At 26.7% G+C, this 26,422-nt stretch carries 22 protein-coding genes; 1 reads left to right on the top strand and 21 read right to left on the bottom strand.

What is annotated here, in order from left to right; translation table 11 throughout:
- Positions 1-344 precede the first annotated feature (344 nt).
- From ABDZ71_RS01720 to ABDZ71_RS01650, 15 genes are all read right to left on the bottom strand, one after another.
- On the bottom strand, positions 345-1,316 hold the full coding sequence (locus ABDZ71_RS01720; RefSeq protein WP_343758218.1) for a DUF5692 family protein: 972 nt from the start codon (positions 1,314-1,316) through the stop codon (positions 345-347).
- Positions 1,317-1,702: 386 nt separating this feature from the next.
- Positions 1,703-2,722, bottom strand: a complete 1,020-nt coding sequence (locus tag ABDZ71_RS01715; protein WP_343758216.1) for a zinc ribbon domain-containing protein — start codon at positions 2,720-2,722, stop codon at positions 1,703-1,705.
- 478 nt (positions 2,723-3,200) lie between these two features.
- Positions 3,201-3,677 (bottom strand): GNAT family N-acetyltransferase, encoded by a 477-nt coding sequence (locus ABDZ71_RS01710; RefSeq protein WP_343758214.1) that lies wholly within the window; start codon positions 3,675-3,677, stop codon positions 3,201-3,203.
- A gap of 632 nt (positions 3,678-4,309) precedes the next feature.
- Positions 4,310-5,470, bottom strand: a complete 1,161-nt coding sequence (locus ABDZ71_RS01705; RefSeq protein ID WP_343758212.1) for a UxaA family hydrolase — start codon at positions 5,468-5,470, stop codon at positions 4,310-4,312.
- Positions 5,470-5,790, bottom strand: a complete 321-nt coding sequence (locus tag ABDZ71_RS01700; RefSeq protein ID WP_343758210.1) for a UxaA family hydrolase — start codon at positions 5,788-5,790, stop codon at positions 5,470-5,472. Before ABDZ71_RS01700 ends, ABDZ71_RS01705 begins: the two co-directional genes overlap by 1 nt.
- A gap of 405 nt (positions 5,791-6,195) precedes the next feature.
- Complete coding sequence (locus tag ABDZ71_RS01695) at positions 6,196-6,546, bottom strand: hydrogenase maturation nickel metallochaperone HypA/HybF (RefSeq protein ID WP_343758208.1); 351 nt, start codon at positions 6,544-6,546, stop codon at positions 6,196-6,198.
- A gap of 35 nt (positions 6,547-6,581) precedes the next feature.
- A complete protein-coding gene (locus ABDZ71_RS01690; RefSeq protein WP_343758206.1) occupies positions 6,582-9,251 on the bottom strand; it encodes an FAD-dependent oxidoreductase in 2,670 nt (889 codons plus the stop codon).
- Between the two features lie 102 nt (positions 9,252-9,353).
- Positions 9,354-10,028, bottom strand: coding sequence for a hydrogenase nickel incorporation protein HypB (hypB, locus tag ABDZ71_RS01685; RefSeq protein WP_343758204.1), 675 nt, complete (start codon positions 10,026-10,028; stop codon positions 9,354-9,356).
- Between the two features lie 284 nt (positions 10,029-10,312).
- On the bottom strand, positions 10,313-11,008 hold the full coding sequence (locus ABDZ71_RS01680) for a DUF554 domain-containing protein (protein ID WP_343758202.1): 696 nt from the start codon (positions 11,006-11,008) through the stop codon (positions 10,313-10,315).
- 132 nt (positions 11,009-11,140) lie between these two features.
- Complete coding sequence (locus ABDZ71_RS01675; protein ID WP_343758200.1) at positions 11,141-12,199, bottom strand: ABC transporter ATP-binding protein; 1,059 nt, start codon at positions 12,197-12,199, stop codon at positions 11,141-11,143.
- Between the two features lie 69 nt (positions 12,200-12,268).
- The gene (locus tag ABDZ71_RS01670; protein WP_425544678.1) at positions 12,269-13,237 is read right to left on the bottom strand and encodes an ABC transporter ATP-binding protein; all 969 of its coding nucleotides are present in this window, start codon (positions 13,235-13,237) and stop codon (positions 12,269-12,271) included.
- Between the two features lie 151 nt (positions 13,238-13,388).
- Positions 13,389-14,216 (bottom strand): oligopeptide ABC transporter permease, encoded by an 828-nt coding sequence (gene opp4C / locus ABDZ71_RS01665; protein ID WP_343758196.1) that lies wholly within the window; start codon positions 14,214-14,216, stop codon positions 13,389-13,391.
- Positions 14,217-14,228: 12 nt separating this feature from the next.
- Complete coding sequence (locus ABDZ71_RS01660; protein ID WP_343758193.1) at positions 14,229-15,197, bottom strand: ABC transporter permease; 969 nt, start codon at positions 15,195-15,197, stop codon at positions 14,229-14,231.
- Between the two features lie 73 nt (positions 15,198-15,270).
- Positions 15,271-16,938 carry an ABC transporter substrate-binding protein gene (locus ABDZ71_RS01655; protein ID WP_343758191.1) on the bottom strand — a complete coding sequence of 556 codons (1,668 nt, stop codon included), beginning with the start codon at positions 16,936-16,938 and terminating at the stop codon, positions 15,271-15,273.
- A gap of 240 nt (positions 16,939-17,178) precedes the next feature.
- The gene (locus ABDZ71_RS01650; RefSeq protein ID WP_343758189.1) at positions 17,179-18,765 is read right to left on the bottom strand and encodes a C1 family peptidase; all 1,587 of its coding nucleotides are present in this window, start codon (positions 18,763-18,765) and stop codon (positions 17,179-17,181) included.
- Between the two features lie 297 nt (positions 18,766-19,062).
- On the opposite strand from ABDZ71_RS01650, the gene greA reads away from it, so the two are divergent.
- Positions 19,063-19,527, top strand: a complete 465-nt coding sequence (gene greA / locus ABDZ71_RS01645) for a transcription elongation factor GreA (RefSeq protein WP_343758187.1) — start codon at positions 19,063-19,065, stop codon at positions 19,525-19,527.
- A gap of 260 nt (positions 19,528-19,787) precedes the next feature.
- On the opposite strand, the gene nikA is transcribed toward greA, so the two are convergent.
- Genes nikA through ABDZ71_RS01615 form a run of 6 tightly spaced genes read right to left on the bottom strand, consistent with a single transcriptional unit; the run spans position 19,788 to position 26,422 of the window.
- Positions 19,788-21,389, bottom strand: coding sequence for a nickel ABC transporter substrate-binding protein (gene nikA / locus ABDZ71_RS01640; protein ID WP_343758185.1), 1,602 nt, complete (start codon positions 21,387-21,389; stop codon positions 19,788-19,790).
- On the bottom strand, positions 21,386-22,150 hold the full coding sequence (locus ABDZ71_RS01635) for an ABC transporter ATP-binding protein (RefSeq protein WP_343758183.1): 765 nt from the start codon (positions 22,148-22,150) through the stop codon (positions 21,386-21,388). Before ABDZ71_RS01635 ends, nikA begins: the two co-directional genes overlap by 4 nt.
- The gene (locus ABDZ71_RS01630) at positions 22,143-22,907 is read right to left on the bottom strand and encodes an ATP-binding cassette domain-containing protein (protein WP_343758181.1); all 765 of its coding nucleotides are present in this window, start codon (positions 22,905-22,907) and stop codon (positions 22,143-22,145) included. Before ABDZ71_RS01630 ends, ABDZ71_RS01635 begins: the two co-directional genes overlap by 8 nt.
- Positions 22,888-23,733: an ABC transporter permease gene (locus ABDZ71_RS01625; protein ID WP_343758179.1), complete on the bottom strand. Its 846-nt coding sequence runs from the start codon at positions 23,731-23,733 to the stop codon at positions 22,888-22,890. Before ABDZ71_RS01625 ends, ABDZ71_RS01630 begins: the two co-directional genes overlap by 20 nt.
- Entirely contained in the window at positions 23,730-24,704 is a 975-nt protein-coding gene (locus ABDZ71_RS01620; RefSeq protein WP_343758177.1) for an ABC transporter permease, read from the bottom strand. Before ABDZ71_RS01620 ends, ABDZ71_RS01625 begins: the two co-directional genes overlap by 4 nt.
- Entirely contained in the window at positions 24,683-26,422 is a 1,740-nt protein-coding gene (locus ABDZ71_RS01615) for an ABC transporter ATP-binding protein (RefSeq protein ID WP_343758175.1), read from the bottom strand. Before ABDZ71_RS01615 ends, ABDZ71_RS01620 begins: the two co-directional genes overlap by 22 nt.

The raw sequence follows: 26,422 nt of genomic DNA, 5'->3' as shown, positions 1-26,422 counted from the left end.
AGTGGTTAGAAAACGTTTAATACTTGATCACCCCTCATATAATTATAAAAAATATATATGCCTATAATATCATGCTTCGACATAATTTTTAAAATGTAATTATATGAATGTTTTACTTTATTTTCTTAGGAGTGATTTATTATACATATTAACCATAAAACGAAATGTAGTTTATTATTTTTTAATAAACTATATTTATGTAAAATAAAAATTGCATTAGCCTGTACTAATGCAATTTTTTATAATTAATCAACTCTTTTAAATAATCTATATTCTTTATCATCTAAAGATACCTGATTTATAAAAAGTAGATTTCCTTATTTAATATTTTAGTATTTCTTTATCTATATATTTATGTTTACATGTACTTCATCTTTCAATGATTTATTTTCTTCTATTACTTTTTTATATGCTTTTGTATTTACATATACTTCATTTTTTAATGGATTAAGTTTTCTCTTCATGATAATATTAATTTGGTATACTGCTGCTACAACATTTGCTATTAAAGCTAATAGACTTACAATAAAAAATGCAGTTGGATTATGAGTAGTAGGTACAGGTGCTATACGATCTGCAAAAGTAGGTACTGTCATAACAAACATAATCCATAAAGCAAGAGTTTGTGCTCTATGTTGTAACCAAGCTCCTTTTTTAATAAAGAATGTAGGAATAGTACATGATAATAATAGTGCTAATCCACAATAAACAGAATGGTCAGCAATACAATTATACGTATAAGCAAAATTCCATAGATCATAAGCTAACACATAAATCCAAATCATGTCTGGCCAAATCATATCCTTTGTTTTGTCCTTTGATACAAAAATTCCAAACCATCCACAAATAAGTATAATATTTAAAAGTCCTGCAATACCATTCATAATATTCCAAGGACCAGATATTACCCATAAATTATCTATATAAGCCCCATTCCATGCCCCATAACCGAAACATTGAAAATCACGAATTGCTGCCTCTAATATATTAAAGGCTAAAATAAATGCTGGAAAGCATAATGCCCATTTCTTTTTTGCTAATGATGGGATATAACGAATTGCCATAAAACCAAGACAGCCTGCAAGAGCTGAATAAGTTTTCACCCAATTAAACCAATTACCAGTTCCATATTCATTACCTGGAGCAGCAGTTGTTGGCCAAACAAAAATAGTTAATATTATAGGTACGATTAAAAAAAGTACAATACCTCCCCATTTACTTGAGCGTCCAAATTCATTAAAAGCCATTAAGGCAAATAAGATAAAAAACCAAATTGCTACAATATTAAAATTAGCTCCTTCGTACAAAATCCCCATATTAAATCTCCTCTCATGGAAAATATTTTATATATTATTATTAAAATTTATATAAGCTTATTTAAAACGTTTTCTTGGATTTAAAAGCCAATTACACATTATTATCTTTTAATAGTTTCAAATAGGGTTGTAATATATGTACTTTATTTAACTTCTCATATATTTCCTATAAATTATATCTTTAAATTTATAGAGAAAAATTATATGCCTAAATTTTAACATTTAGTAGACTATTAGTCAATATTTACCATAAGCAAATGGCTTCCATTATGATTCATTTATCACAATGTTCTACTATGTACTATTTGATTATCATTCAAAACTTCTAGTTATTATAAAAGCCTTTAAGTGTTTAATTTACACTTAAAGGCTTAAATTAATTATATTTAGTTTTTTAATGTTAATACCCATTTATTAAGAGCAACTTTTTCGCAAGAATATATTTTCTTTGTAACTGCATCAATTACGAAAAGTATTGCATTTCCACCTTTACCATTTATATAATAACAGTTATGTCCATACATACTTTTATCATTAACAGAAAACTCCTTAGATAAAGGACTCATTTTTGCTATTTCCATATCATTATATAAGTTATATTTTTTTAGTATATTATAGGCACCTTCTTTAGTTAAACTAATATTTTTATTATAATTGTTATTACTTAGTGCAGCTTTATATGTATTATCTTCTTGTTTTTGAAATTCTGTTGTATTTTTATTAATGGATTCTCTTAAATCTTTTACATTAGAATTATTATTATCTATCTTATCTATTTCATTTAGATGTTCATTAGCTTTGTCATAATTTTTATTTTGGATAAAACTATTAGCCAGACTAAGCTTAGAATTTATATATTGTTTTTTGCAGTCTTTAATTTTAGTTTGAGAATCTTTATATAAATCTTTAGCATCTTTATCTATATCATTAAATTTTTCTATAGCTTCTAAGTATTTTTTCTCATTCATTAATTTTAATCCTGAGTTATATACTCCTTGATTCTTTTTATATATTTTAGCTAAAGAAAGTTTACTTTTCATTTTACTATCATCTTTATAAGATAAAACTTTATTATATAATTCTATTGATTTATCATAATTTTTTTTGTTAAATTCTTTATCTGCATTGGAAGCTAAAGTATCTACTTTTTTATATAATACATATTTATAGCTACCAAAAGCTACTCCGCTTATACTTAATATTATTATTAAAGCTATTATTGCTATTTTACTATTTGATTTTTTAACATGTTTTAATGGTTTTCCTTCTTTTAATTTAATTAGTTCATTTAAAGGAATCTCTTCTTTTTTAGGCTTTATTATTTCTTTTTCTTTTAATTTTAATCCACATTTTTTACAATATACACTATCATCATCAATATTATTTGAACATTTTGGACAAATCACTATATACACACCTCCTATTACATTTTCGGAGATATTAAACAATAATTTATATTTTTTTATGTAACATGTAATTGTTATGTAAATAATGATTTATAATATTATGAAAAAGCTACTACAATAATTATTTTACTTATAATATTTCAACAAATTCGTTTTATTTAAACTAAATTAGTTTATTAAAAGTATCTTTTAAATAAAAATGTAATAATATATTAAAATCCATAATAGGCAATAAATATCTTTGATTCATTTGATTGATTAATTGTGATAAGTTATTAAAATATTAACCTTATTTAAGTTAACACTTGATTATTGACAAATAGACATTTGAAATTCAGTATGCTTATTTTTTAGAAATGAATGATTAATTTTACTATTATTTTAATAAAAGGCATATTAAAATAATTATTTGTACTAGAAGTTTCATTTTAAATAATAATATTTTGCTACTTAAGATAGAATTATTTGATAGATTTATTTACACATTAAAATCATAAACCATTTTAACATCAACTTTTTCATAATCACTATTATCGTCTAATTTCACTCTTTTAAATCCTAGTTTTTCATACAAACCAATAGCTGGTTTTAAAATTGAATTAGTGTATAATATTATTTTGTTAAAACCCATTTTATAGGATTCAGAAATTGCTTTTTTCATAAGTTTCTTACCTAAACCTAATCCAGTATGATTTTTATCCACTGCAAGTTTAATAATTTCAATTGAACCAAAAGAATTTGGTATTAAACCAATAGTTCCTACAACCTCTTCTTCCTTCTTTAAAATATAAACCTTTCCACCTTTACTAATAACCTCATCTTCTACATTTTCAATAATTATCTCATCTTTTTCTTCAAGAAGATTATGTTCTTTAAGCCATTTTAAATTTAATTTAATATAATCATTTTTATACTTGTGACTATATTCAACAATACTGTACTTATAAATTTCCATATTTTTATTGGGTATTTCAGTTTTATTATTAATAACTTTTCCTCCTTTCTATACCTAGTATACCATAATATGCATCTTTCTTTTGTTTATATAGTCATTTTTAAGAAAATTACATTATTTTTTAACAAAAAATACATACTATAAGTGAAAACATGGTTTTTGTAAGGGTTTAAGTAATATTATAAAGTTAAATATTTTATTTGAAATTAAGTTTATTCTATATATTGTGTTTAATGAAATATTAGCGCTCAACATATAGAAATATTTCTTTTACTTATATGTATATCCCAAACTAAATAACTATAATAAATCATAAAAATGAAATTCTTTGTTTGTATTCTTGCATTTTAAGCACATAATATTATTAAATTTGTTTATAATTATATTGTTTCCTTTTTTTAATTTTTAATAAGTATTAAACTAAATTTTAAATATAAAAATAAAATGCGTTAGTTTTAGAAGCTTTAATTCTAAATACAAACGCATTAAATATATGAATAGACAGTAGTATCTATAAATAGCAATCTTAATATAGAAAAATATTTTTATGGGAAACTTTAAATTTAAAAACAAAACACTAAATAATATTTAGACTATAATATAAATATAGTATTTTCAATAGAAATCTAATATTATATTACAGGTCCTTCTGTATATATATCCATAGAAGTTGTATATTTTATAGATTCTCCCTTTGTTTTTTCACCGGAAAGAACTCTTAAAAGTTTTTCAAAAACTTCTTCTCCAATTTCTTTAATAGATTTTTCGTTTAATATTATTTCTCCAGCATTTATATCCATGTCATTAGACATTTTTTCATAAGTATAAGGATTACCACATATTTTTATTACAGGAACTATAGGAAATCCTTGTGGAGCTCCACGTCCTGTTGAAAATAAAATTACCTGGCTACCTGCAATTGCCATAGCAGTTAATACTTCTATTTCTCTACCCGGTGTATCTTTAGCAAACAAACCTTTGCCCGCTGGTTTATCATTATATTCTAGAACATCTTCAATAGTCTTGGTACCTGATTTAACAATAGCTCCTAAAGACTTTTCTTCTATAGAGCTTAAGCCACCTTTAATATTCCCAGGAGTTGGTTGTCCTTTTCGCATATCAACACCAACAGATTTAGCTCTTTTTTCCATTCTATTTACTATATTATATATCTTATCAGCAACTTCTTTTGACTTTGCTCTTTTAGCTAATATATGTTCCGCTCCAATAAATTCTGTAGTTTCACCAAAAACTACAGTACCTCCATTTTCAATTACTTTATCAGCTACATATCCAACTACAGGATTAGATGCAAGTCCTGATGTAGTATCTGAAGCTCCACATTTTATTCCCATTACAAAATTTGATAAGTCTACTTTAGTTTTATTTTGTGCTGAAATTTCAATTTCTAATTTTTGAGCATAATCTAATCCTTTTTTTATTGCAGCAGTTGTTCCTCCAACCTCTTGAATATTAACTCTTTCTACAGGCTTTCCAAAGCTTCTTATTTTACTTTCAATTTTATCAGTATCTACTCCTTCACACCCAAGACTTACAATAAGGACAGCTCCTACGTTTGGGTTTTCTCCTAGTCTTATAAGAGACTCTGTTGTTGATTCTAAATCTGGAGGAAGCTGACAGCATCCTTTATGATGAAATATACCTTTTGTCATAGTTGTTTGTCTTACAATAGCTTCAACAACTTCATTTGCACATACAACACTTGGAATTACAGCAACGTAGTTTCTTGATCCAACTTGTCCATCTTTTCTTTTATATCCCATAAAGTTCATTATAAATCCTCCTCCTTTGATTTAAGATCTCCTCTACCTCTCATACTATTAAGATTATGAATATGAACGTAATCACCCTTTTTTATATTTTTACTTGCTATGCCAATCTCCTCACCATATTTAATAATTTCTTCTCCCTTTTTTATATCCTTTACAGCCAGTTTATGCCCAAAAGGAATATCTTCTGAAATTTTTATATTAATCCTATCTCCATCAAAACTACTAATTTTTGCTATATCATTAGCTTTTCCATTAGAAAATACTGTTGCAACATTATCATTAGGTTTAATTAATATTGCATTTATCTCATTTTCTTTCATATTTATTCACCTCTCCTTTATAATAGTTTATTTAATATAAATTAGATAAAATTTAAAATAATTATTTTTATTTAAGGTATAAAGGACATACCAATAAAAAATAAAAGCATTAATATCTATGCTTAAGTAGTCATCATTAATATTATATCAATAATTTGAATATAAAACATATTTTTACAATATATTTTAAGGGAATCCTCTTTATTAATTATTTCAAAAGGGCTGTTAATTAATAGCTACATGGTATATTCATTATATTAATCTTATTAAACTAAATAAAAAACCACTACAATAACTTATATATTTTAACTTTATTAAAAGTATATTAAAAATAGATCTAAATAAAAAATATAAGAAGTGCCAATTTTTAAATCTTAAAGAATTGGTACTTCTTATTAAATATAATTATAAAGGTTCTCTAACAACAATTTCTTTTAGAACAAATTCTGTTCCGCTTAACATTTCCCATTGATCATCCTTACAATAAGGACACTTACCTTTATTTTTTACAATTTTAAAAACCTTATTGCAGTTATGACATAATCCGTTTGCTGGAATTATTTCAATTTTTAATTTAGAATCTTCTAAAATTGTATTCTCTGCTGCATTAGGGAAATATTCCATCATATATCTAGGTACAATAGATGACATTTCACCTATTTGTACAACAACAGTGTCTATGTCATCTATATTGTTTTCAATTGCAGCAGTTTCCACCATATCTATCAAACCTACTAATACAGTTACTTCATGCATAGTATCTCCTATCTTTCCTCTCTATATAAAGACAATTATTTATCTAAAGAATCTCTATTTGAATTTAAAGCTGTTTTAATTTTTGTACTTATTGCTCTCATAGCTGCATGAGGTTTAATTTTTTCATAACCATAACTATGAGCATCAAATTCACGGTGTATCGTAATTGCATCAAATTTACATCTTGTTGTACATTCTCCACAACCAATACATTTATTTGGATCAACATGAGCTACTCCACATTTTAAACAGCGATCAGTTTCTTTTTTTAATTGCTCTTCAGTAAATGTAACACGTGGATCTGAAAAAGTATTACTTTTAGTTGAATCATAATTAACTTTTTCACGTTTAGCATTATCATAACCATCAAGATTCAAATTTTCTTTATCAACACCTTTGAAAATCCTTCTATTTCTTCCTAATGTTAATGACTGACCAGGATGAACAAAACGATGTAATGATTCTGCTCCTTCTTTACCAGAAGCAATAGCATCTATAGCAAATTTTGGCCCACTGTATACATCACCGCCAATAAATATATCTTTTTCACTTGTTTGATATGTTAGTGAATTCGCCTTAGCAGTTTTATTTCTATTTAAATCTACCTTGCTGCCCTTTAACATATCACCCCAAAGGATAGATTGACCAATTGATAGTAATACTTTATCAGCTTTAACTGTTTTAATATCTTTTTCATCGTATTTTGGACTAAATTTTCCTTCTTCATTGAATACACTTAAACAACGTTTAAATTCAACAGCTTTAACTTTACCATCTTCAATAATAATTTTTTTTGGACCCCAACCATTTTGTATAACAATACCTTCTTCTTTAGCTTCAAAAACTTCTTCATCTTGAGCAGGCATTTCAGTTTTTCCTTCTAAAGAAAACATGTTTACAGTTTCAGCAGATGTTCTAAGGGCAGTTCTTGCAACGTCAATTGCAACATTACCTCCTCCAATTACAACTACATTACCTTTAGTTTTAACATCTTTACCTAGGTTAACATCTTTTAAATAATCAACACCAGAAATAACATCTTCATGATCTTCTCCCTCAATGTTAAGTTTTCTACCTCCTTGAGCACCAATAGAAATATAGAATCCTTTATATCCCTCATGACGTAATTCATCTAAAGTAATATCTTTTCCTACTTCAATACCACATTTAATTTCAACACCTAATTTACGAATTACATCAATTTCAGCTTGAACAACATCTTTTTCAAGTCTAAATGAAGGAATTCCCAAAGTTAGCATTCCACCAGGTTTTTCTTCTTTTTCAAATATTGTAATTGTGTAACCTTTTTGAGCTAAATAATATGCACAAGAAATTCCTGCTGGACCTGAACCTATTATAGCAATTTTAATATGACTAAAATCATACAATTTTTCTGGAATAAATCTTGTTTTTTCATTTAATTCCATATCAGCAATAAATTTTTTAATTTCATCTATTGCAACTGGTTCATCTATATTACATCTAGTACATTCGTTTTCACAATTATGGGGACAAATACGCCCACATACTGCTGGTAATGGATTTTCCTTTTTAATTAATTCTAAAGCATCAAGATATTTCCCTTGAGCAGCTAATTTTATATATGCTTGCACAGAAATATGAGCTGGACATGTTGTTTTACATGGCGATGTACCACACTCATAAACGTTTTCAAAATTTTCTCTAAAATTTGGATTGTAACGATTTTCTCCCCAATTATGATCATCAGGAAGTGGTGTGAATGGATACTTAAATGGCTGTTTTGTACATAAATTTTGTCCTAACTTAACAGCATTAGCAGGACATGTTTCAACACATTGACCACAGGCTGCACATTTTTCAGGATCAACTTCTGCAATATAATTAGAACGTGACATATTAGGGGTATTAAAATATTGTGAAGTTCGAAGAGCTAAACAGACATCTCTTTGACAGTTACAAATTGCCCATATTTTATCAGTTCCATCCATGTTTGTAACTTGATGCATATATCCTTTTTTCTCAGCTTTTAAAATAACTTCTTCTGCTTCTTCTTTTGTTATACGTCTTGCTTTCCCTGTTCTAATACAAGATTCAGCAGTAGCTCCAAGTACAATACATAATTCTTCTGCTATGCTACCAGTGCCTTCCCCCATTTGAGTACGAACTAAGCGACATTGACATGGTGCAAGTCCAATATGATTTTGATATTTAGTTAACCAGTAAGATATTTCTTCGTAGGACGCTTTTCTAGTTTCAGCTTTAATTGCTGATTCAACAGGAATAACACGCATTGCTCCATTTCCCATGGGCATAAATTTAGTAACAGGTTCAACAGTTTCTCTTGTATATTGTTCAAACGCTTTGGCTATTTCAGGGTGTTTATCTGCTTGCTTTCGATTAAGCATCATTAATTCATATATTCCTGGAACATAAATTGGAAGTTCAAACTTATCTGTTCCATCTGATTGAGGTTTAACTTCGATAATCCCCATATCTGTAAGTTGCATACAAATATCAAAAGTTTCAGCATAATTTTTATGAACTCTTTCAGCAATATCTTCTACTGCTTCTTGTTTTCTTCTTTTCATTGCAATAACAACATCTGCTTGCTCATCAGTTACTAAATCAGCAAATACATAATACTGGGGATCATTTTCAGTATAGTCTTTGTTTTTACCACTGATATGTTGTGCCATTTCGAGAATTTTAGTTCTAATTGCCATCACAATTCCACCTTTTTAATAAATTATTATGTTTTAAATTTTATAAAACCGTATATCTTTTTACTAATTAATACTTTACTTAAAATTCACTTAAACTTATAATTATAGTTTTTCATTCCACTCATTTACTTCACTTCTAAGCCAATTGGCCCATTCATCAATCCCTTCACCGGTTTTAGCGCATATTGGGATAACTTTTATATTTGGGTTTAATTTTTTTACTTCCTTTTTCATTTTCTCTAAATCAAAATCAAAAATACCTATAGCATCCATCTTGTTAACTAATAAAACATCAACAATTGAAAACATTAAAGGATACTTTAAAGGCTTGTCATCTCCTTCAGGTACACTTAAAATCATAGCATTTTTTGATGCACCAGTATCAAATTCTGCTGGGCATACCAAATTTCCTACATTCTCTAAAATGGCAAAATCAATACCTTTTGTTCCTAATGCTAACAATCCTTGTTTAGTCATATCTGCATCAAGATGACACATTCCACCAGTATGCAATTGTATTACTTTTGCACCGGTTTTTGAAACAGTATTAGCATCTACATCAGAATCAATATCAGCCTCTAAAACTCCAATTGCAATTTCATCTTTCAAATTTTCAATTGTCCTTAAAACAGTTGTTGTTTTACCAGAACCTGGGGATGACATCAAATTCAGTAAAAAAGTTTTATCTTTTTTTAGATCCTCTCTAAGTAAATCAGCTTGTCTATCATTATTTTGGAAAACACTTTGTTTAATCTTAATAACTTTATATTTGTCCATAATGTTTCTACCTCCATTTTACCTTTGATTTCATCTTATTTTTTATATAAAAAAGACATTTAATAATACCTATTAGTAAATTATAACATTAATTACATATTAATTAAATTAATCTTATTTCACATATAATCAACAATTTAACTAGAAATTTTTTAAACTAAAAAAAACAGACTATAAACTTTAATGTTTATAATCTGTTTAACAAATATAAAATAAAAAATGATTATTTTATCATACTATCTTAATTTACTTACCATAAAATAGTCTTTATCATTTTTAGTTTATTAATATATTAATGTTACTATAAAACATAAAATAGGAGCAATAATAATTCCAGGCAAATAATTTGCCACTTTAATCTTAGTAACACCAATTATATTTAATCCAAGGGCTATAATCATCAAAGAACCTATGCAATTAATTTCCGCAATAGCTGAATTTGTAAGAAAAGGTTCCAAATATTGTGCAAATAAAACAATAGAGCCCTGAAACAAAAGAACAAAAGCAGCTGAAAACAACACTCCAATTCCAAAACTTACAGACAACATTGTAGATGATATTAAATCCAGTACAGATTTAGTAAATAGCATTTTATTATCTCCAGAAAGGCCTGCATTTAAGGAACCTACTATTGTCATTGCTCCTACACAAAACAATAAACTTGAAGTAATAAATCCTTCTGAAACTGAAATGGAATCATTAGAAGAAGATTTATTTTTACTTCCAAGCCAACTACCAAAAGTATTTATTTTTTTATCAATATCTATCCAAGTTCCTATAGTAACTCCTATAACCATAGAAATTATAAGTATTAAAGTATTTTTACCCTTTAAAGCTCCTGATATTCCAATATAAATAGTACATAATCCCAGTCCAACCATAATTGCGTCAGTATATTTTTTAGAAATTCCCTTTTTAAATATTAAACCTATAGTACTACCTATAACAATTGCTACTGCATTAATTATTACAGCTATCATTATATATTTTTCCTCCTATGTTTTATTAAGTTTACTACTACATTCTTAAATATTATGAAATATTATAACATATATATCAATATTCTCCTAGATAAAGAATGAATCTTCCTATATATAATAAACTAACTATATTTATGCTTTATGACAAGCCACAAAATGTCCAGGTAATATTTCTTTAAGTTCAGGTTCTACAATTTCACAATATTTATCTTTATAGGGGCATCTTGTATTAAATCTACAACCGCAAGGAATATTAGATGAACTTGGAACACTACCTTTTAATATTATTTTCTCCTCTTTATCACTAGGATGATTTTTAGGTATACAAGAAATTAATGCTCTTGAATAAGGGTGTAGAGGATTACTATATAAATTCTGTGTTTTTGATTTTTCAACTATTTTTCCTAAATACATAACACAAATACTATCACAAACATATCTTACTACTTCTAAATTATGAGAAATAAAAAGATAGGTTAATTGAAACTTATCTTTTAAATCTAACATAAGATTTAAAATTTGTGATTGTATGGATACATCTAATGCAGCAGTTGGTTCATCACATACAACAAATTTAGGATTTACAGCTAAAGCTCTAGCAATAACAATTCTTTGTCTTTGTCCGCCGCTAAATTCATTAGGAAATTTACTAAGATCAGCTTTGGATAAACCACAAAGACTTAATATTTCTTGGCACTTATCTTTAATTTCAAACTTAGAAACTATATTATGCTTTTTAATTCCTTCAGAAACTATTCTTTCAATTTTCATCCTAGGATTTAAACTAGCATAAGGATTTTGAAAAATAAATTGAATATCTTTTCTTAAATATGTCAGTTCATTTTTATCCATATATATTTTATTTTCTACATCAAATAAAGTCTTGCCATTAAACCTTACACTCCCAAAAGTAGGTTCAATTAATCTTAAAATAGATTTACCCGTTGTTGATTTTCCACAACCGGATTCTCCTACTAATCCTAGTATTTGACCCTCCTTAATATTAAAGGAAACTCCGTCTACAGCCTTAGAATCTAACAAACTCTTTTTCCCGTATTTAAAATATCTCTTTAAGTTAAATTTTTCTCTAGTTTTAAAGTATTTTTTTAAGTCTTTAACTTCTAATAGATTATCAACCTTATTTTTTATATTAAACTGATTTTTTTCATATAAATTATTTAAATTATCCATTTTTAATTCTATATCCTCATCTATGTATAAATTTTTATTAAATTAAATCTTTTGTTCTAAATCTTATCTTTATATAGTTTTGTAAAGCCAACATTTAAGATTATGATTACTTTTAATATTGGTGTTAGGAGGGAATTCTTTTAAACATATATCTTTTTTCTCATCACATCTATTATAAAAATCACATCCATTAATTTTTTTTGATATATTAGGTACCATACCTTTTATTGAATTAAATCTATTGTTAGTATTAAAATTATTAGGTCTAGAATTTATAAGCCCTTTAGAATATGGATGTTTTGGGTTATCAAAAAACTCAAGAACAGGGCAACTTTCTACTATTTTTCCTCTATACATTACTAGAACCTTTGTTGCCATTTCTGCAATAACTCCTAAATCATGGCTTATTAAAATAATTGAAGTATCTATGTCTTTAATAATTTTTTTTAATAAATTTAATATTTCAGCTTGTGTAGTAACATCTAATGCAGTTGTAGGTTCATCTGCTATTATGATTTTAGGATTACAAATAATTGCTATAGCAATTACTACTCTCTGTAACATTCCCCCACTAATTTGAAAAGGATATTTTTTCATAAATTCCTTTGGATTAGGTATTTTTAGGCTTAATAAAACATCTTTTATTTTATTATATATATTTTTTTTAGAACAAATATTATGAGTTATTAATATTTCTCCTATCTGTTTTTCAATTGTTAAAATAGGATTTAACGCTGTCATTGGTTCTTGGAATATTATACTTATATCTTTTCCTCTAATTTTGCACATTTCTTTATCATTTAATTTAGTAATATCTTTATTATTAAAAATAATACTTCCAGACTCAATTTTCCCCTTATATTTTGGAAGCAAATTCATAATAGATAAAGCAGTAACACTTTTACCACTTCCAGATTCACCTATAATACCTAAAACTTCTCCACTTTTTAACTGAAAGCTCACATCATTTACAGCTAAAACTTTTTCATTATTTATTTCAAATGAAGTTTTTAAATTCTTTACTTCTAAAATACTCACCATATTCCACCTCATTTAAGCTAATATTAACTTTATACAACTTACTATTATTAACTTACTATAAACTTGTAGTTAATACCTATTTTATATTACCTACATAATAAAAAATTATAATAATGCCACTTTTTTAAAATATATTTTTCTAATTTCATCACTTATTTTTAGGACTTAAATACTCTCTAATACCATCACCAATGAAATTTATTGAAGTAACTACAACAATGACCATAGCACCTGCTGGAATCCATAACCACCAGTATCTTTGCAGTGTAGTTACATTTTGAGAAGCAGATAACATATTACCCCAACTAGGCATTGGAGGCCTTACCCCCATACCTAGAAAACTCAAAGCAGCTTCTGTTAATATTGCTTGTGCAACAGCTAAAGTTGCTGTCACTATAATTGGAGATAAAATATTAGGCAATAAATGATTTTTGATAATTTCTATATTATTTAACCCTATTGCTTTTGCAGCCATAATGTAATCACTTTCTTTTAAAGATAGAATTTCAGCTCTAATAATTCTTGCAACTTGTGGCCAAGATAAAATTCCTATAATTGCTATGAGATTCCATATATTAGGTCCAAGTATAGCTGATATTGTAATGGCTATAACAAAAAAGGGAAAACACATAATAATATCAATTATCATCATTATTAATTTATCTACTATTCCACCAAAATAACCAGAAATTGTACCTAATATTATTCCCAAAATAAGCTGCATAATCATTGCAGAAAATCCAACTAGTAAAGATACTCTACCACCGTAAATCAATCTACTAAAAACATCTCTTCCAACTTCATCTGTTCCTAAAATATGTTCACTACTAGGTGGAGAATACATATTATAAAGATCATTAGCATTAGGATTATATCTACTTATATATGGAGCTAAAATAGAGATACTAATTAGTGTTATAATAATCGTCACAGCCAATATAACTATTATATTTTTGAATTTGAATTTATATCTCATAATATTACCTCACTAATTTTTATTTAATCTTATTCTTGGATCTATTACTGCATATAAAATATCCGCTAAAAAATTTGAAAAAATTATAATAATAGCTGTTATCATTGCTATAGCCATAATAAGAGGATAATCTCTTGAAACTACTGCATCATAATTAAGCCTACCTATACCTGGCCAAATAAATATTGTTTCAGTTATTAGTGCTCCTGAAAACAAAGAAGGCATTTGCATACAAAGTATAGTTATAATTGAAATCATAGAATTTTTAAAACCATGTTTCCAAATTGTTTTTCTTCTATTTAATCCTTTAGCTCTTGCAGTTATTATATATTGTTTTTCTAGTGAATCTATCATTGATGACCTTGTATACTTAAAAAGTGTAGCAATTTGTGTTAATGACAATACAATTGTAGGCATAATCATGTGTTTAGCCACATCTATAATATAATAAAAGCCACTATAATCTTTATCTATAGTAACCATGCCTGAAGTTGGTAATATATTAATATCAAAACTAAACCACTTTACTAAAATAAGTCCAAAGAAAAATGTTGGGATTGATAAAAAAACAAAAGCCAAAAATCCACTTGCTTTATCAAAAAATGAATTTTTATTTGAAGCGGCATAAACTCCAGATAATATGGCTACAATAGCACTTATTATAAATGAAGTTAATGATAAAATAAATGTATTAAATAATCTTGGTACTATCACATCTAAAACTGGAATTTTATATTTTATAGAATAGCCAAAATCCCAAGCAATGCTCATTTTAAACCACTTAACATACTTAAGCCATAGTGGATCATAATATCCTATTTTATGTAACATATTCTCTATAGCTTCCTTGCTTATATTAGGACTTAACATTGTTGAATATGGATTTCCAGGTTGACTTTGAATAAGTACAAATATAATAATGGAAACTCCAAAAATCATAACAATTGACATACATAATCTTTTTATAATATACTTTTTCATTTGTTACCCCTTATATACTTAAGAAGGCATTCCAAAATAAGATAACTTTGAAACACCTTCTTTAATTTAAATTTTATTCTTGTATTACCCAGTTTTCAATGTTTGCAAATTCAGAAAATGTTGATGGCTTAAAGTTCTTTAAGTTTTTGTTATATGCTATATCATTATTTTGAAGATATAAGAATACCTCTGGAACATCTTCATTAATTATTTTACCAAACTTAGCGTAAGTTTTAGCTCTCTTAGTTCTATCTATTGTTGAAAGACCTTCTTCAATAATTTTATCTACTTGTGAATTTTTATATCCAACTATATTGTATCCAACTTCACCTTTTTTGTCTGATACTGCTTTTGAAGACCAAAATGCTTTTGGATCAGGATCAGAAGATAAAGTATTTCCCATTAAATATAAATCAAACTCATGATTTTTAACAACTTGAGTCATTAATGTTGGAAATTCCATTGTTTCTATCTTGACATTGACTCCAATTTTCTTAAGGGCTTCTTGTATAATTAAAGCAGATTGCTCTCTTGGTTTTGATCCTGTTGGTACTTTTAATGTTACATCAAATTTTTCACCTTTCTTATTAACAAGCACTCCATTTTTTTCATTCCATCCTGCTTCTTTCATAAGACTCTTAGCTTTTTCTACATTGTATTTATACTCATTTAATCCTTCTTTTGGATAAGCCCAAGTATTAGGAAGTAATGCAGTATTTATTGACATTCCTCTTCCTTCTATAAGTTTATCTAACATTGATTTTCTATCAATAGCATACATAAATGCTTGTCTAATTTTTTTATCCTTAAAAATTGGTTTTCTTAAGTTAAAGCCCATATATTGAAACATATAATCAGGATATGTTGTTACATTATAGCCTTCCTTTTTAATTTCTTCAACATCAGCTTTTTTCATATCTTGAGTATTAGCTATATCAACAGTATGATTTTTAAGTTCAGCTTGTAAAGTATTATGATTAGTAACCTTTAATGTAAAATTTTTAGTCTTAGCTTTTTTACCAAAGAAATCTTCAGAGGCAACAAACTTAACAAATTCACCTTCTTTATATTCTTTAAGCTTATATGCATTAGACCCGATTGGTTTTGTAAGTAAATCTTTAGCCTCTGTCCATTTTTCTATAGGCTTCTTTTCCCATACATGCTTTGGAATGGGTTGTATACTAGATATTTGAAGCAATGCAGGGGCATATACCTCTTCTAATTCCACTTTTACTGTATTCTTATCTACTGCCTGTAACCCAGAAACCGTTTTCGCATCTCCCTTATTATATTCATCTATGCCTTTTATTTTTGATACTATACCAGAAAGTTCTCCTGGGTATTTAGGATTAGCTAAAGACTCCAATGTAAATACTACATCTTCAGCGGTAATTTCTTTTCCATCATGCCACTTAGCTTTAGGATTCAACTTATATGTAATAGTTTTTTGATCTTTAGAAACTTCATATTTCTCTGATAATGCAGGTAATAAATTTCCCTTTTTATCAATATTTAAAAGCGGTAAATAAAGAATACTATTTACATTAACATCGTATCTACTATCACTTATTAACGGGTTAAAAACCCCTGATGGTGCAGTGTTTATAGCATAAATTATACTATCTTTTGCTTTAACTTTTTTATCAGTTTCTGCTGTTTTTTTATTATTTGCACATCCTGAAAACATAGTAGCTGTCAAAGTAGCAGACAATGCAAGAATACACAATTTTCTTAACTTCATGAATATCACCCCTTGAAATAAATTGTTTTTTATCAATATTTGTCATTAAAGCCAAGGAAATTATAATATATATTAAATAACATCTTCAATGATTATTTAAAAACTAAATAATAGTTTATCCTATTATCAATATTTATTATAAATGTATATTAGTTCCATGGAATTGTTTTTAACAACTTTGGTTAATTTATTTTTTAGAGTTTTTTATCATTTTATAATAGCTTAATTTATTATTTTCGCCTAATCTTTATCTATTATTTTTTTATTATTGTTAATCTTGTCATAATATCCTTTCAAACATAAATTTCCTATATTTTTAAAGGCTTTTATACTATGAGATGCTTGAACTAATGTATGTGTATCCACTAGTATACATGGTTCAAAATCCATGTTAAACATACCTTCTTCGTCATACACATAAGTTTCATTGCTATTAATTACTGCTTTTTTACTATTTGGATTAATATCTTTTTTTGTCTCAAAAACATAATCATTTTTCCCATTATTAATATTCATCCAATTAAAGTTATCGCTAGTATCTATCCATAACCCAATAGCATATTGTTGACCTTTTTTTATATTTAATGGTTTAGTTAAATTAATGGTACTATATCCTGCATTAGAAGTTGTTCCTGAAGTATTTAAATATTTACTCCCAATGTTTGAAAAATCCTTTAATCCATTAAATTCTTTTGAGAATTTTTTAAAATTGTCTATTATATATATTTTGTATCTAGAGCTATTTCCCATAGAATAAAACCCAACTGCTTTTAATTTGCAATCTTCTTTTGCAGTAAATACATTAAAATATGTATCCTTACCTTTTGAAGAACTAAAATTATTTTCCATAAAACCGGTTAATCCTAATTTATCATTTTGTACAATTCCATCAAATCCTTCTTCAGCTTTTACAACATCTTTAAAGCAATATTGAGTTGTAGTTACACAAGCACTTTCATAAGAAACATAATAAAATCCATTATCTCCAAAGGAACTTCCTTGCTCTTCTTTGCAAATCCATGCGCCATTATATTTAGGCTTAGTTTTGAAATTGTCTTTAGAAAAATTATCATCCCATCCTATGATTGATATAGCATGATTAGAATTATTATCATATTTTCCATCTTTTCCATCACAATAATAAGCAAAAGTATTTTCATTGTAATATTTGTCATTTGTATAAGGAAAAGTTCCGTTTTTATCATGTGCTTGATAAATATTAGATGAAACTGCACCGTAATTCATAATTGCTTTTTTAGTAGCTTTTATCTTATGGAGCATAGTTTTGTTATCAGTAAAAGTATTTACATCTATATCTTCTATGAATTGTATTCCTTGAACAAAATAAGGAATTTTTTCATCTGTTACTTCTTTGTTATTTGGTGATTCATATGTACCATCACTATTAATTTTTCCAAAGGGAAAATCTTTTTCTAAGTAGGGACCTTTCCTGCTATTTAAATAAGATATTGCACATTCATAACGACCTGCTTTTTTAGGAAAATAACCATATCCATGATTTCTATCCATATGTTCTTCTGATAAATCAATAAAATCAATTCCCTTATGTTTCTCTTCCTGATTTTTTATTAAAATGCCACCATTTTTTTTCATAATACCAGATTCTAAAGAAGCCATTGCTGCAAATGCCCAACAAGAACCTGCTCTTCCCTGATTTCGTGCAGGAGTTACAAAACTTTTTCCATCTACATTTCGCAAATCATATTTTTGGGGAAGAAATTCAGTGTTACTAACCGCTTTAACAACGATAAAATTATCAAACAATAAAATAATCACAAACAGCACTTTCAATATTTTTTTTATCATATATTTTACCCTCCTATATAATTTTTCGACATAATTAATCTATATATTTTTATATAATAATATAGTTAATATTATAAATTTATCCTTAATTTATAATATTTTGCTATATTTATATGTCTTCTAAATTATAATTTGTAGTTAAAATACATACAATCTTTATAAAAAAATAAAATATCTAAAATATCTACTATTATTTTTTTGATATAAAAAAAATAATATTTATATTAAATTACTTTCATTTTTTTATAAATATTGTATAATGTTAAAGTAATATATTTTAATGGAGGCTTATTTTTTATGAATAATACATTGACAGAAGAAAACATGAAAAAATTGAAAGAAGAATTAGAATATAGGATGACTAAAAAAAGAGCTCAAATAGCAAAAGAAAAATTAATAGCTGCATCCCATGGTGATAGATCAGAAAATGCAGAGTATAAGGAAGCTTGTGCAAATTATAGAGAAAATGATAATAGAATTCAATATTTAATGACTATGATTTCAACAGCAAATGTAATTTCTGATGAAAATAAAGATACTTCAAAAATAGGAGTTAATACTAAAGCTAAAATTAAATTTATAGATGATGATTTTGAAACAGAAGTAACACTTGTAACTACTATGGATTTAGATCCTGAAAATATGAAAATTAGTATTGAATCTGATCTAGGAAAGGCTTTAAAAGGAAAACACGTTGGAGATATTGTTGAAGTTAATGCTCCAGAAGAAAAATATAAAGTAGAAGTATTAGAAATATTATAAAAAACTAATAACCTTCTAACTTAGTCTAAGTTATTATATAAAGTAAATATTATTGATATGAATTATTACTATTTTTAAATCATGTAATTTCTTTAGCTATTACACTAACTAATTTACAAATAGCAATTTTATATTATATAAATAATGGTACATAAAAATAGCCCCTATCCTTAAAATATATAGGATAGGGGTAATTTTATTACTACAGGATAACTATTTAATAAATACAATCTATATTTTATTAATAAGTTTAAAAATATCTATTTTATCAATAGCATATCTAGCTCACCTGGAATATTAGGAAATTCCACTTTTGATATAACATCTTTATTATATAAAGCAATCTGTTTTTGGTATGAAATTGGAATATACATTCCACTATCATGAAGATTATTTAATATATAATCATAGCATTCTTGTATTTTATTCTCATCATTAGTTGAGAATAATTGAGAAATTTTAGAATCTAAATCTTTTTTATTTTGAAGTCCCTTTTGGGCAGGATTATCAAGACTATAACTCATCATTCCTCCAATATAATTGTGTGGATCATAAGGTGCTGCATAAGTAGAATTGAAAGCAAGGTCAAATTTTCCTTCAAAGCCTCTTGAACCCCAATCCATTAATTCTACACTTTCTAATTTAATATCAATACCAATTTCTTTCATTTGAGCTGCAACCATTTGTGCTATACTTCCTTCTGCACCTCTACTATTTACATACATAAGTTTTAGTGAAAGTGGCTTACCATTTTTTTCTCTTATAGTTTTTCCATCTTTTAATACCCATCCAGCATTATTTAATATTTCAGATGCTTTTTTCTTATTATATTTATATGGTTTTATAGAAACATTACAATAAGGAAGTTTTGGATTTAATATACTATTTGCTTTTTCTTCTATTCCTAAAAGTGCATTACTAATAATATCTTCTTTGTTTATACCTTGTAAAATAGCTTTTCTAACATTAATGTCTGATAATATTTTATTTGTTGTATTCATTAAAATGCTTCTAGTTTCTGATTCATTTTTAGAACAAGCAATTCCAATTTTATCATTATTTTTAAACTGTGAATATGCTTCATATGAAAGTTGTTTTGCACCATATATTAAATCTACATCTCCACTTTTTAATGCCATAACTCTGGAATCATGATCTGGAATAATTTTCACTGTAACTTTTTTAAATTTTGGTTTTTCGCCCCAATAATTTTTATTAAGTTCAAATATGTATTCTTGATTTTTTATTGATTTAGTTAATACGTATGGTCCAGTTCCAACACTACTTTTTAAAGTTTCTGCTGTGTTTTTACTATCTGGTATAGAAGAAGGACTAATCATACGAATAGGAAATTGAGAGCACATATCTAAAAGTGCAGCATAATAAGGTTCTTTATAAATAAATTTAATTGTAAATTCATCTATAACTTTCACTTTATCTAGTTTTCCAATTGCCCCCATCCAAGAAAATCTATCTGCATTTTTTAAAATGCCATCCATGTTTTTCTTAACAGCCTCAGCATTAAAAGCTACTCCATCTGAGAATTTTACATTTTTTCTAAGATGAAATGTATATTCTTTCTTATCCTTAGATATTTCAAATTTTTCTGCTAAATTAGGTATTGCTTTTTTCCCATCAAATTTCATAAGTGGTTCATAAACAAGTCCTAAAATTTCATGGCTAAACCCATCTTCTGATGTAAGTGGACCAAAATTATCTAAATCACTAGACCACGCCACAGTAATTTCATCTTTTTTTGAAGAGTTATTTTCTTTTGCTTCATTTTTTGAATCTTTAGAGCATCCAACTAATAATACAGTAAACATCATAAAAACAATTAAAACATTTATTAATTTTTTCATTTTAATCCTCCTATATATTTAAGTTTTGGTACTGCGTCTATAAGTTTTTGTGAATAATTACTTTTAAGTTCATCTGTGTTTTTAAAATTCTCTACCTCCTCTACTACTTGTCCTTCTTTTAATACAATGATATGTGATGCTAATTTTTCTGCAATACTAATATCATGAGTTATTATTACAAATGTAATATTTTGATGCCTTTGAAGCTTCTTTATTAGTTTTATAATATTATTTTTAACCTTAGGATCAAGACCTGAAGTTACTTCATCAAGAATAATAACTTTAGGATTACATATAACTGCTCTAGCTAAATTTATTCTTTTTTGTTGGCCAGTACTAAAAGCATAAGGATATTTTTCTCCTTCTTCTTTATTTAAACCTATAAGCTGAAGAACATTTTTAACTCTTTTATATCTCTGTTCTTTATCTATGAGAGTAAAATTTTTAAGTGGTTCTGAAATTATATCTTTAATTTTCATTCTAGGATTCAAACTATCTTTGGAGTCTTGAAAAACAGGTTGTATATTATTCCTATATAATTTCCAATCTTTCTTATTAAAACTTTTTAATGATTTACCCTTATAAACAATTTCACCTTTATCACATATTTCAAATCCTAACATAATATTGGCAATAGTAGATTTGCCACTTCCACTTTCTCCAACAATTGCTAAACTTTTGTTAGGTTTCAGGTGAAATGAAATATCTTTAAGGATAGTATTATTTCCATATTCTTTTAATAAATGTTTAATCTTAATCATAGTTAATAAGTTCCTTTAACATTATTTTAGTTACTTCTGATTTAGGATTTGTAAGTGTATCTTTTGTATTTCCACATTCTACAATTTCACCACAAGAAATAACTGCTATTCTATCTGCAATTTGACTAATAATCGCAAAATCGTGAGATATAAAAACAATTGTTACTCCATATTCTTTATTAAGTCTTTGAAATTCTGTTATTATTTTCTTTTGAGTGATAGTATCTAAAGCTGTAGTAGGTTCATCAGCTATTAATATTTTACTTCCTACTGCCATTGAAAGTGCTAACATAACCCTTTGAAGCATACCTCCACTAAGCTCGTAGCAGTAGCTTGAAAATACTCTATCTATATCTTTTAGTCTAAGTTTTTTCAACCATTGTTTTGCTATATAATCCGCTTCTTTTTTATTTATATTTAAATGGTACATAAGAGTTTCTCTAAAATGAGAACCAATAGTTATTACAGGATTAAAAGCAGTCATAGGATTTTGCATAACATATGAAATTTCTTTGCCTAAAAAAGCAGTCATATTTTCTGGAGAGCACCTGTTTTTATTCCAAGTTATATCTCCTGCAATTTTAAATTGATTTTTATCTAATAACCCAATTGCAGCCTTAAAAGTCATAGTTTTTCCGCTTCCTGATTGTCCTATTACAGCTAATATTTCTCCTTTTTCTACTGATAGATTAATATTATTCACTAAAACTTTATTTTGAGTTTGTACTATAAGATTTTCAATATTTAATTGATACATTGATATCTCCATCTCCTCTTTTTTTATCAAATAAATCTCTTAATCCATCACCTAATAAATTAAATCCTATTGAAGTCGCAAATATAAATAAACCAGGATAAAGCATTAATTGAGGATGAAGGAATATGTATCTCCTACTTTCATTTAACATAACTCCCCATTCAGCCACTTTTGAACTTACACCAAAACCTAAAAATGAAAATGCAGAAAGTTCAAGTATAATTCTTCCCATTCCTACACTTATATAGACAATAAATTGAGGTAATATATTAGGAATAATATGTCTTAAAATTATTTCTAAGCTACTGCTTCCAGCTGCTATAGCAGCTTTAATATACCCTTTGTTTTTTTCTTCTAATACGTATCCTCTGACAAATTTAGCATACCATGGAGATTGTGAAACTATCATTGATAACATAAGATTTCCAATACCTTTTCCCATAATTCCAATAAGAACAAATACAAAAACCATTTGTGGAAATGCCATAATCACATCACATATAGAAACAAAAATACGATCGTATTTTCCCCCTAAATAAGTTGGAATAGTTCCTATTAATAAACTAATAATAAAAATATTTATCATTATTACAAAGGATATTCCAAGAGAATATTTAGTTCCTACAGCTATTCTTGTAAAAATACATCTTCCAAAACTATCTGTTCCTAGAGGAAAACTTTTTGAAATAGGTTTGAATCTATCTAAAGAAGATATTGCTGAAGGATCATTAGGTGATATAATAGGATATACAATACCTAAAAGAATGATTGTCAATAGAATAATACCACCATAAAAACACTGTTTATTTTTTAAAACTTTCTTCATAGTAAGCTATTTTCACCTACTCTCTTATCTAATTTCATAGCAATAATATCTGATAGTAAATTTATAGTTGCAAAGGAAAGTGCAATAATTAACACATATGCATTAATTGCAGGGTTATCCCTTGATAATATGGCATCAAGACCATATCTCCCTAACCCTTTTATAGAAAATACTGTTTCTATAACTGCTGTGCCAGCTAAAATATTTCCAATATTTTGACCTAAAAGTAAAACTAAAGATACACTAGAATTTTTTAAAATATGCTTTGTAATAATTTTATATAATGGAATTCCTCTTGATTTTGCATATATAACAAAATCTTCTCCAAACTTCTCTAATATATTAGTTCTAATCATTCTTGTATAAGTTGCAATAAAAGGAATTGACAAAGAAATACTAGGTAAAATATACGCTTTTGGTGTATCATTAAATATAAATGGTAATAAATTTAATTTTATAGAAAATAAATAAATAAGCATAAACCCCATCCAATAGGAAGGTATTGACATTCCCATTAAAGTTAAAGCTCTAATTATTTGATCACATATTTTATCTTTTTTTAAAAAAGATAAAATCCCTAAAATAATAGATGAAAAAAGCATAATTATTACAGCACCAGATACGACTTTAAAAGTTCTAATAAAACATATTGGTATTTCTTTTGCTATAGGTTTTCCTGTTACAAAAGAATCACCTAGATTTAGTGTAAAAACGTTTTTTAGCCATAAAAAATATCTTTCTAAAAGCGGCTTATTAAGACCTAACTCTCTTTGTATTTTTTGTACCGTCTCTTCAGTAGGTGGCATCATATGTTTATGAATATACGCATCTGTGGCATCTATAGGAGAAAGATTTAATAAAAAGAAACAAAGTAAAGTAATTCCTAAAAGTACTAAAAATAAAGAAATAATTCTTTTAATTACAAACTTTTTCATTTTAGAGTTTTTCTTTAGTTGCCTCGAATTTTCCATTCATTTACTCCTATCTGACGTTGCCATAAAGAATAATATATACCTTTTTTTAAAGTTAGCTCTTTATGGGTACCTTCTTCTTTTAATCTTCCTTTATCTAAAACAAGAATTTTATCTGCACTAGTAATAGTTGCAAACTTATGAGCTATAATAAATACAGTCTTTCCTTTTATAAGTTCTGTTATAGCTTTTTGAATTTCAATTTCGTTAATAGGATCTACTCCGCTTGTAGCTTCGTCTAAAATTATAATAGGTAAATTTTTCACAATAGCTCTTGCTATAGCAATTCTTTGTCTTTCTCCACCAGACAATGTAGAACCACCTTCACCAACTATTGTTTCATATCCTTTTGGTAGTTTTTTAATAAATTCATTACAACATGCAAGCTTTGATGCTGTTTTTATTTCTTCATCAGTTGCATCTTCATTACCATATTTTATATTGTTATATATTGTGTCATTAAAAAGATAATTATCTTGAAATACTACTGATATATATTTCATAAGAGACTCTATCTTATATTCATTAATATTTTTCCCTCCAATTTTAATTTCACCAGCATCTATGTCCCAAAATCTCATTAAAAGCTGTATTAATGTTGTTTTACCACTGCCGGAAGCTCCTACTATTGCAGTAGTTGTATTTTCAAGAGATTTAAAAGAAATGTCTTTAAGAATAGTTTCATCTGTATAGCCAAAGGATACATTAGAAAATTCTACGTCAAATGATTTACATTTAACTATATCATCTGGTTCCTTCATTGCTTTAAATTTCATTAAATAGTCCACTTTATCAAGACTCACCTCCATAGCTTTCAAAGTTCCTGAATAAGCTGATAAAATTTCAAAAGGTTGGTAAATATGGATTCCTACAACTGCAAACATTAAAAATACAGTAAAATCTATCTTTTGATCTATAAGCAAGAAAGTTCCTAAGGATAACATAATTCCAAAACCTAAATACATAAACATAGAATATCCTTGTAGTAGAGGAATAATTTTTGCTTCTTTTTTAATAGTTTTGTTAGAGAATTCTTTAAAAATAGACTTCATTCTGTTAGAGTGATTTTCATTATCATTATAAGCTTTTACTGTACTAATTCCTTGAGTATACTCTACTATGTTATCTATAAGATTACTTTCCACTTCTAATTTAGTTTTTGCAGATTTAACATATAATTTATTACATAATTTATTTATTATAAAAGAAATAGGAAAACCGGTAAAAAAAGCTACTGTCATTGGAATACTTAATGATGCTGTAAATAAAATGGTTACTAAAAGTATTGTAATACTGCTTACTACTTTGGATATAAGTTGCATTGCATAAAGTTCAATTTGTGTAAGTTCATTAGTTACAATAGCATTTATTTCTCCAAGACTTTTTCCCATGAAATCTCCCATTGGCATTTTTTTCAAGAATAATGCAATATCTTTTCTTTTTTGTGATATTACTTCATAACCAACACTACTGATAGTTGCTGTTTCTTTAAAATGAAAAAGATATTGTATAAAAATACATATAGCAAAAGCTATAGTATAGCTAATAATTTTTGTATTAGATAGATTATTTTCTACCATATCTTTTATAAAAAACATCATAAAAATAAGAGGTGAACAAGAAAATATGCTTTCTAAAGTTCCATATATTATTCCTTTTTTCACTTTTGATTTTAAATTACCTGATAGTGCTAAAATTCTACGAATGGAACGAAACAT

Source organism: Clostridium oceanicum, assembly GCF_039521385.1.
Classification (GTDB): Bacteria; Bacillota; Clostridia; order Clostridiales; family Clostridiaceae; genus Clostridium_F; species Clostridium_F oceanicum.
Note: the sequence above shows the minus strand (reverse complement) of the source record. Positions and strands in the feature narration are given on the sequence as shown.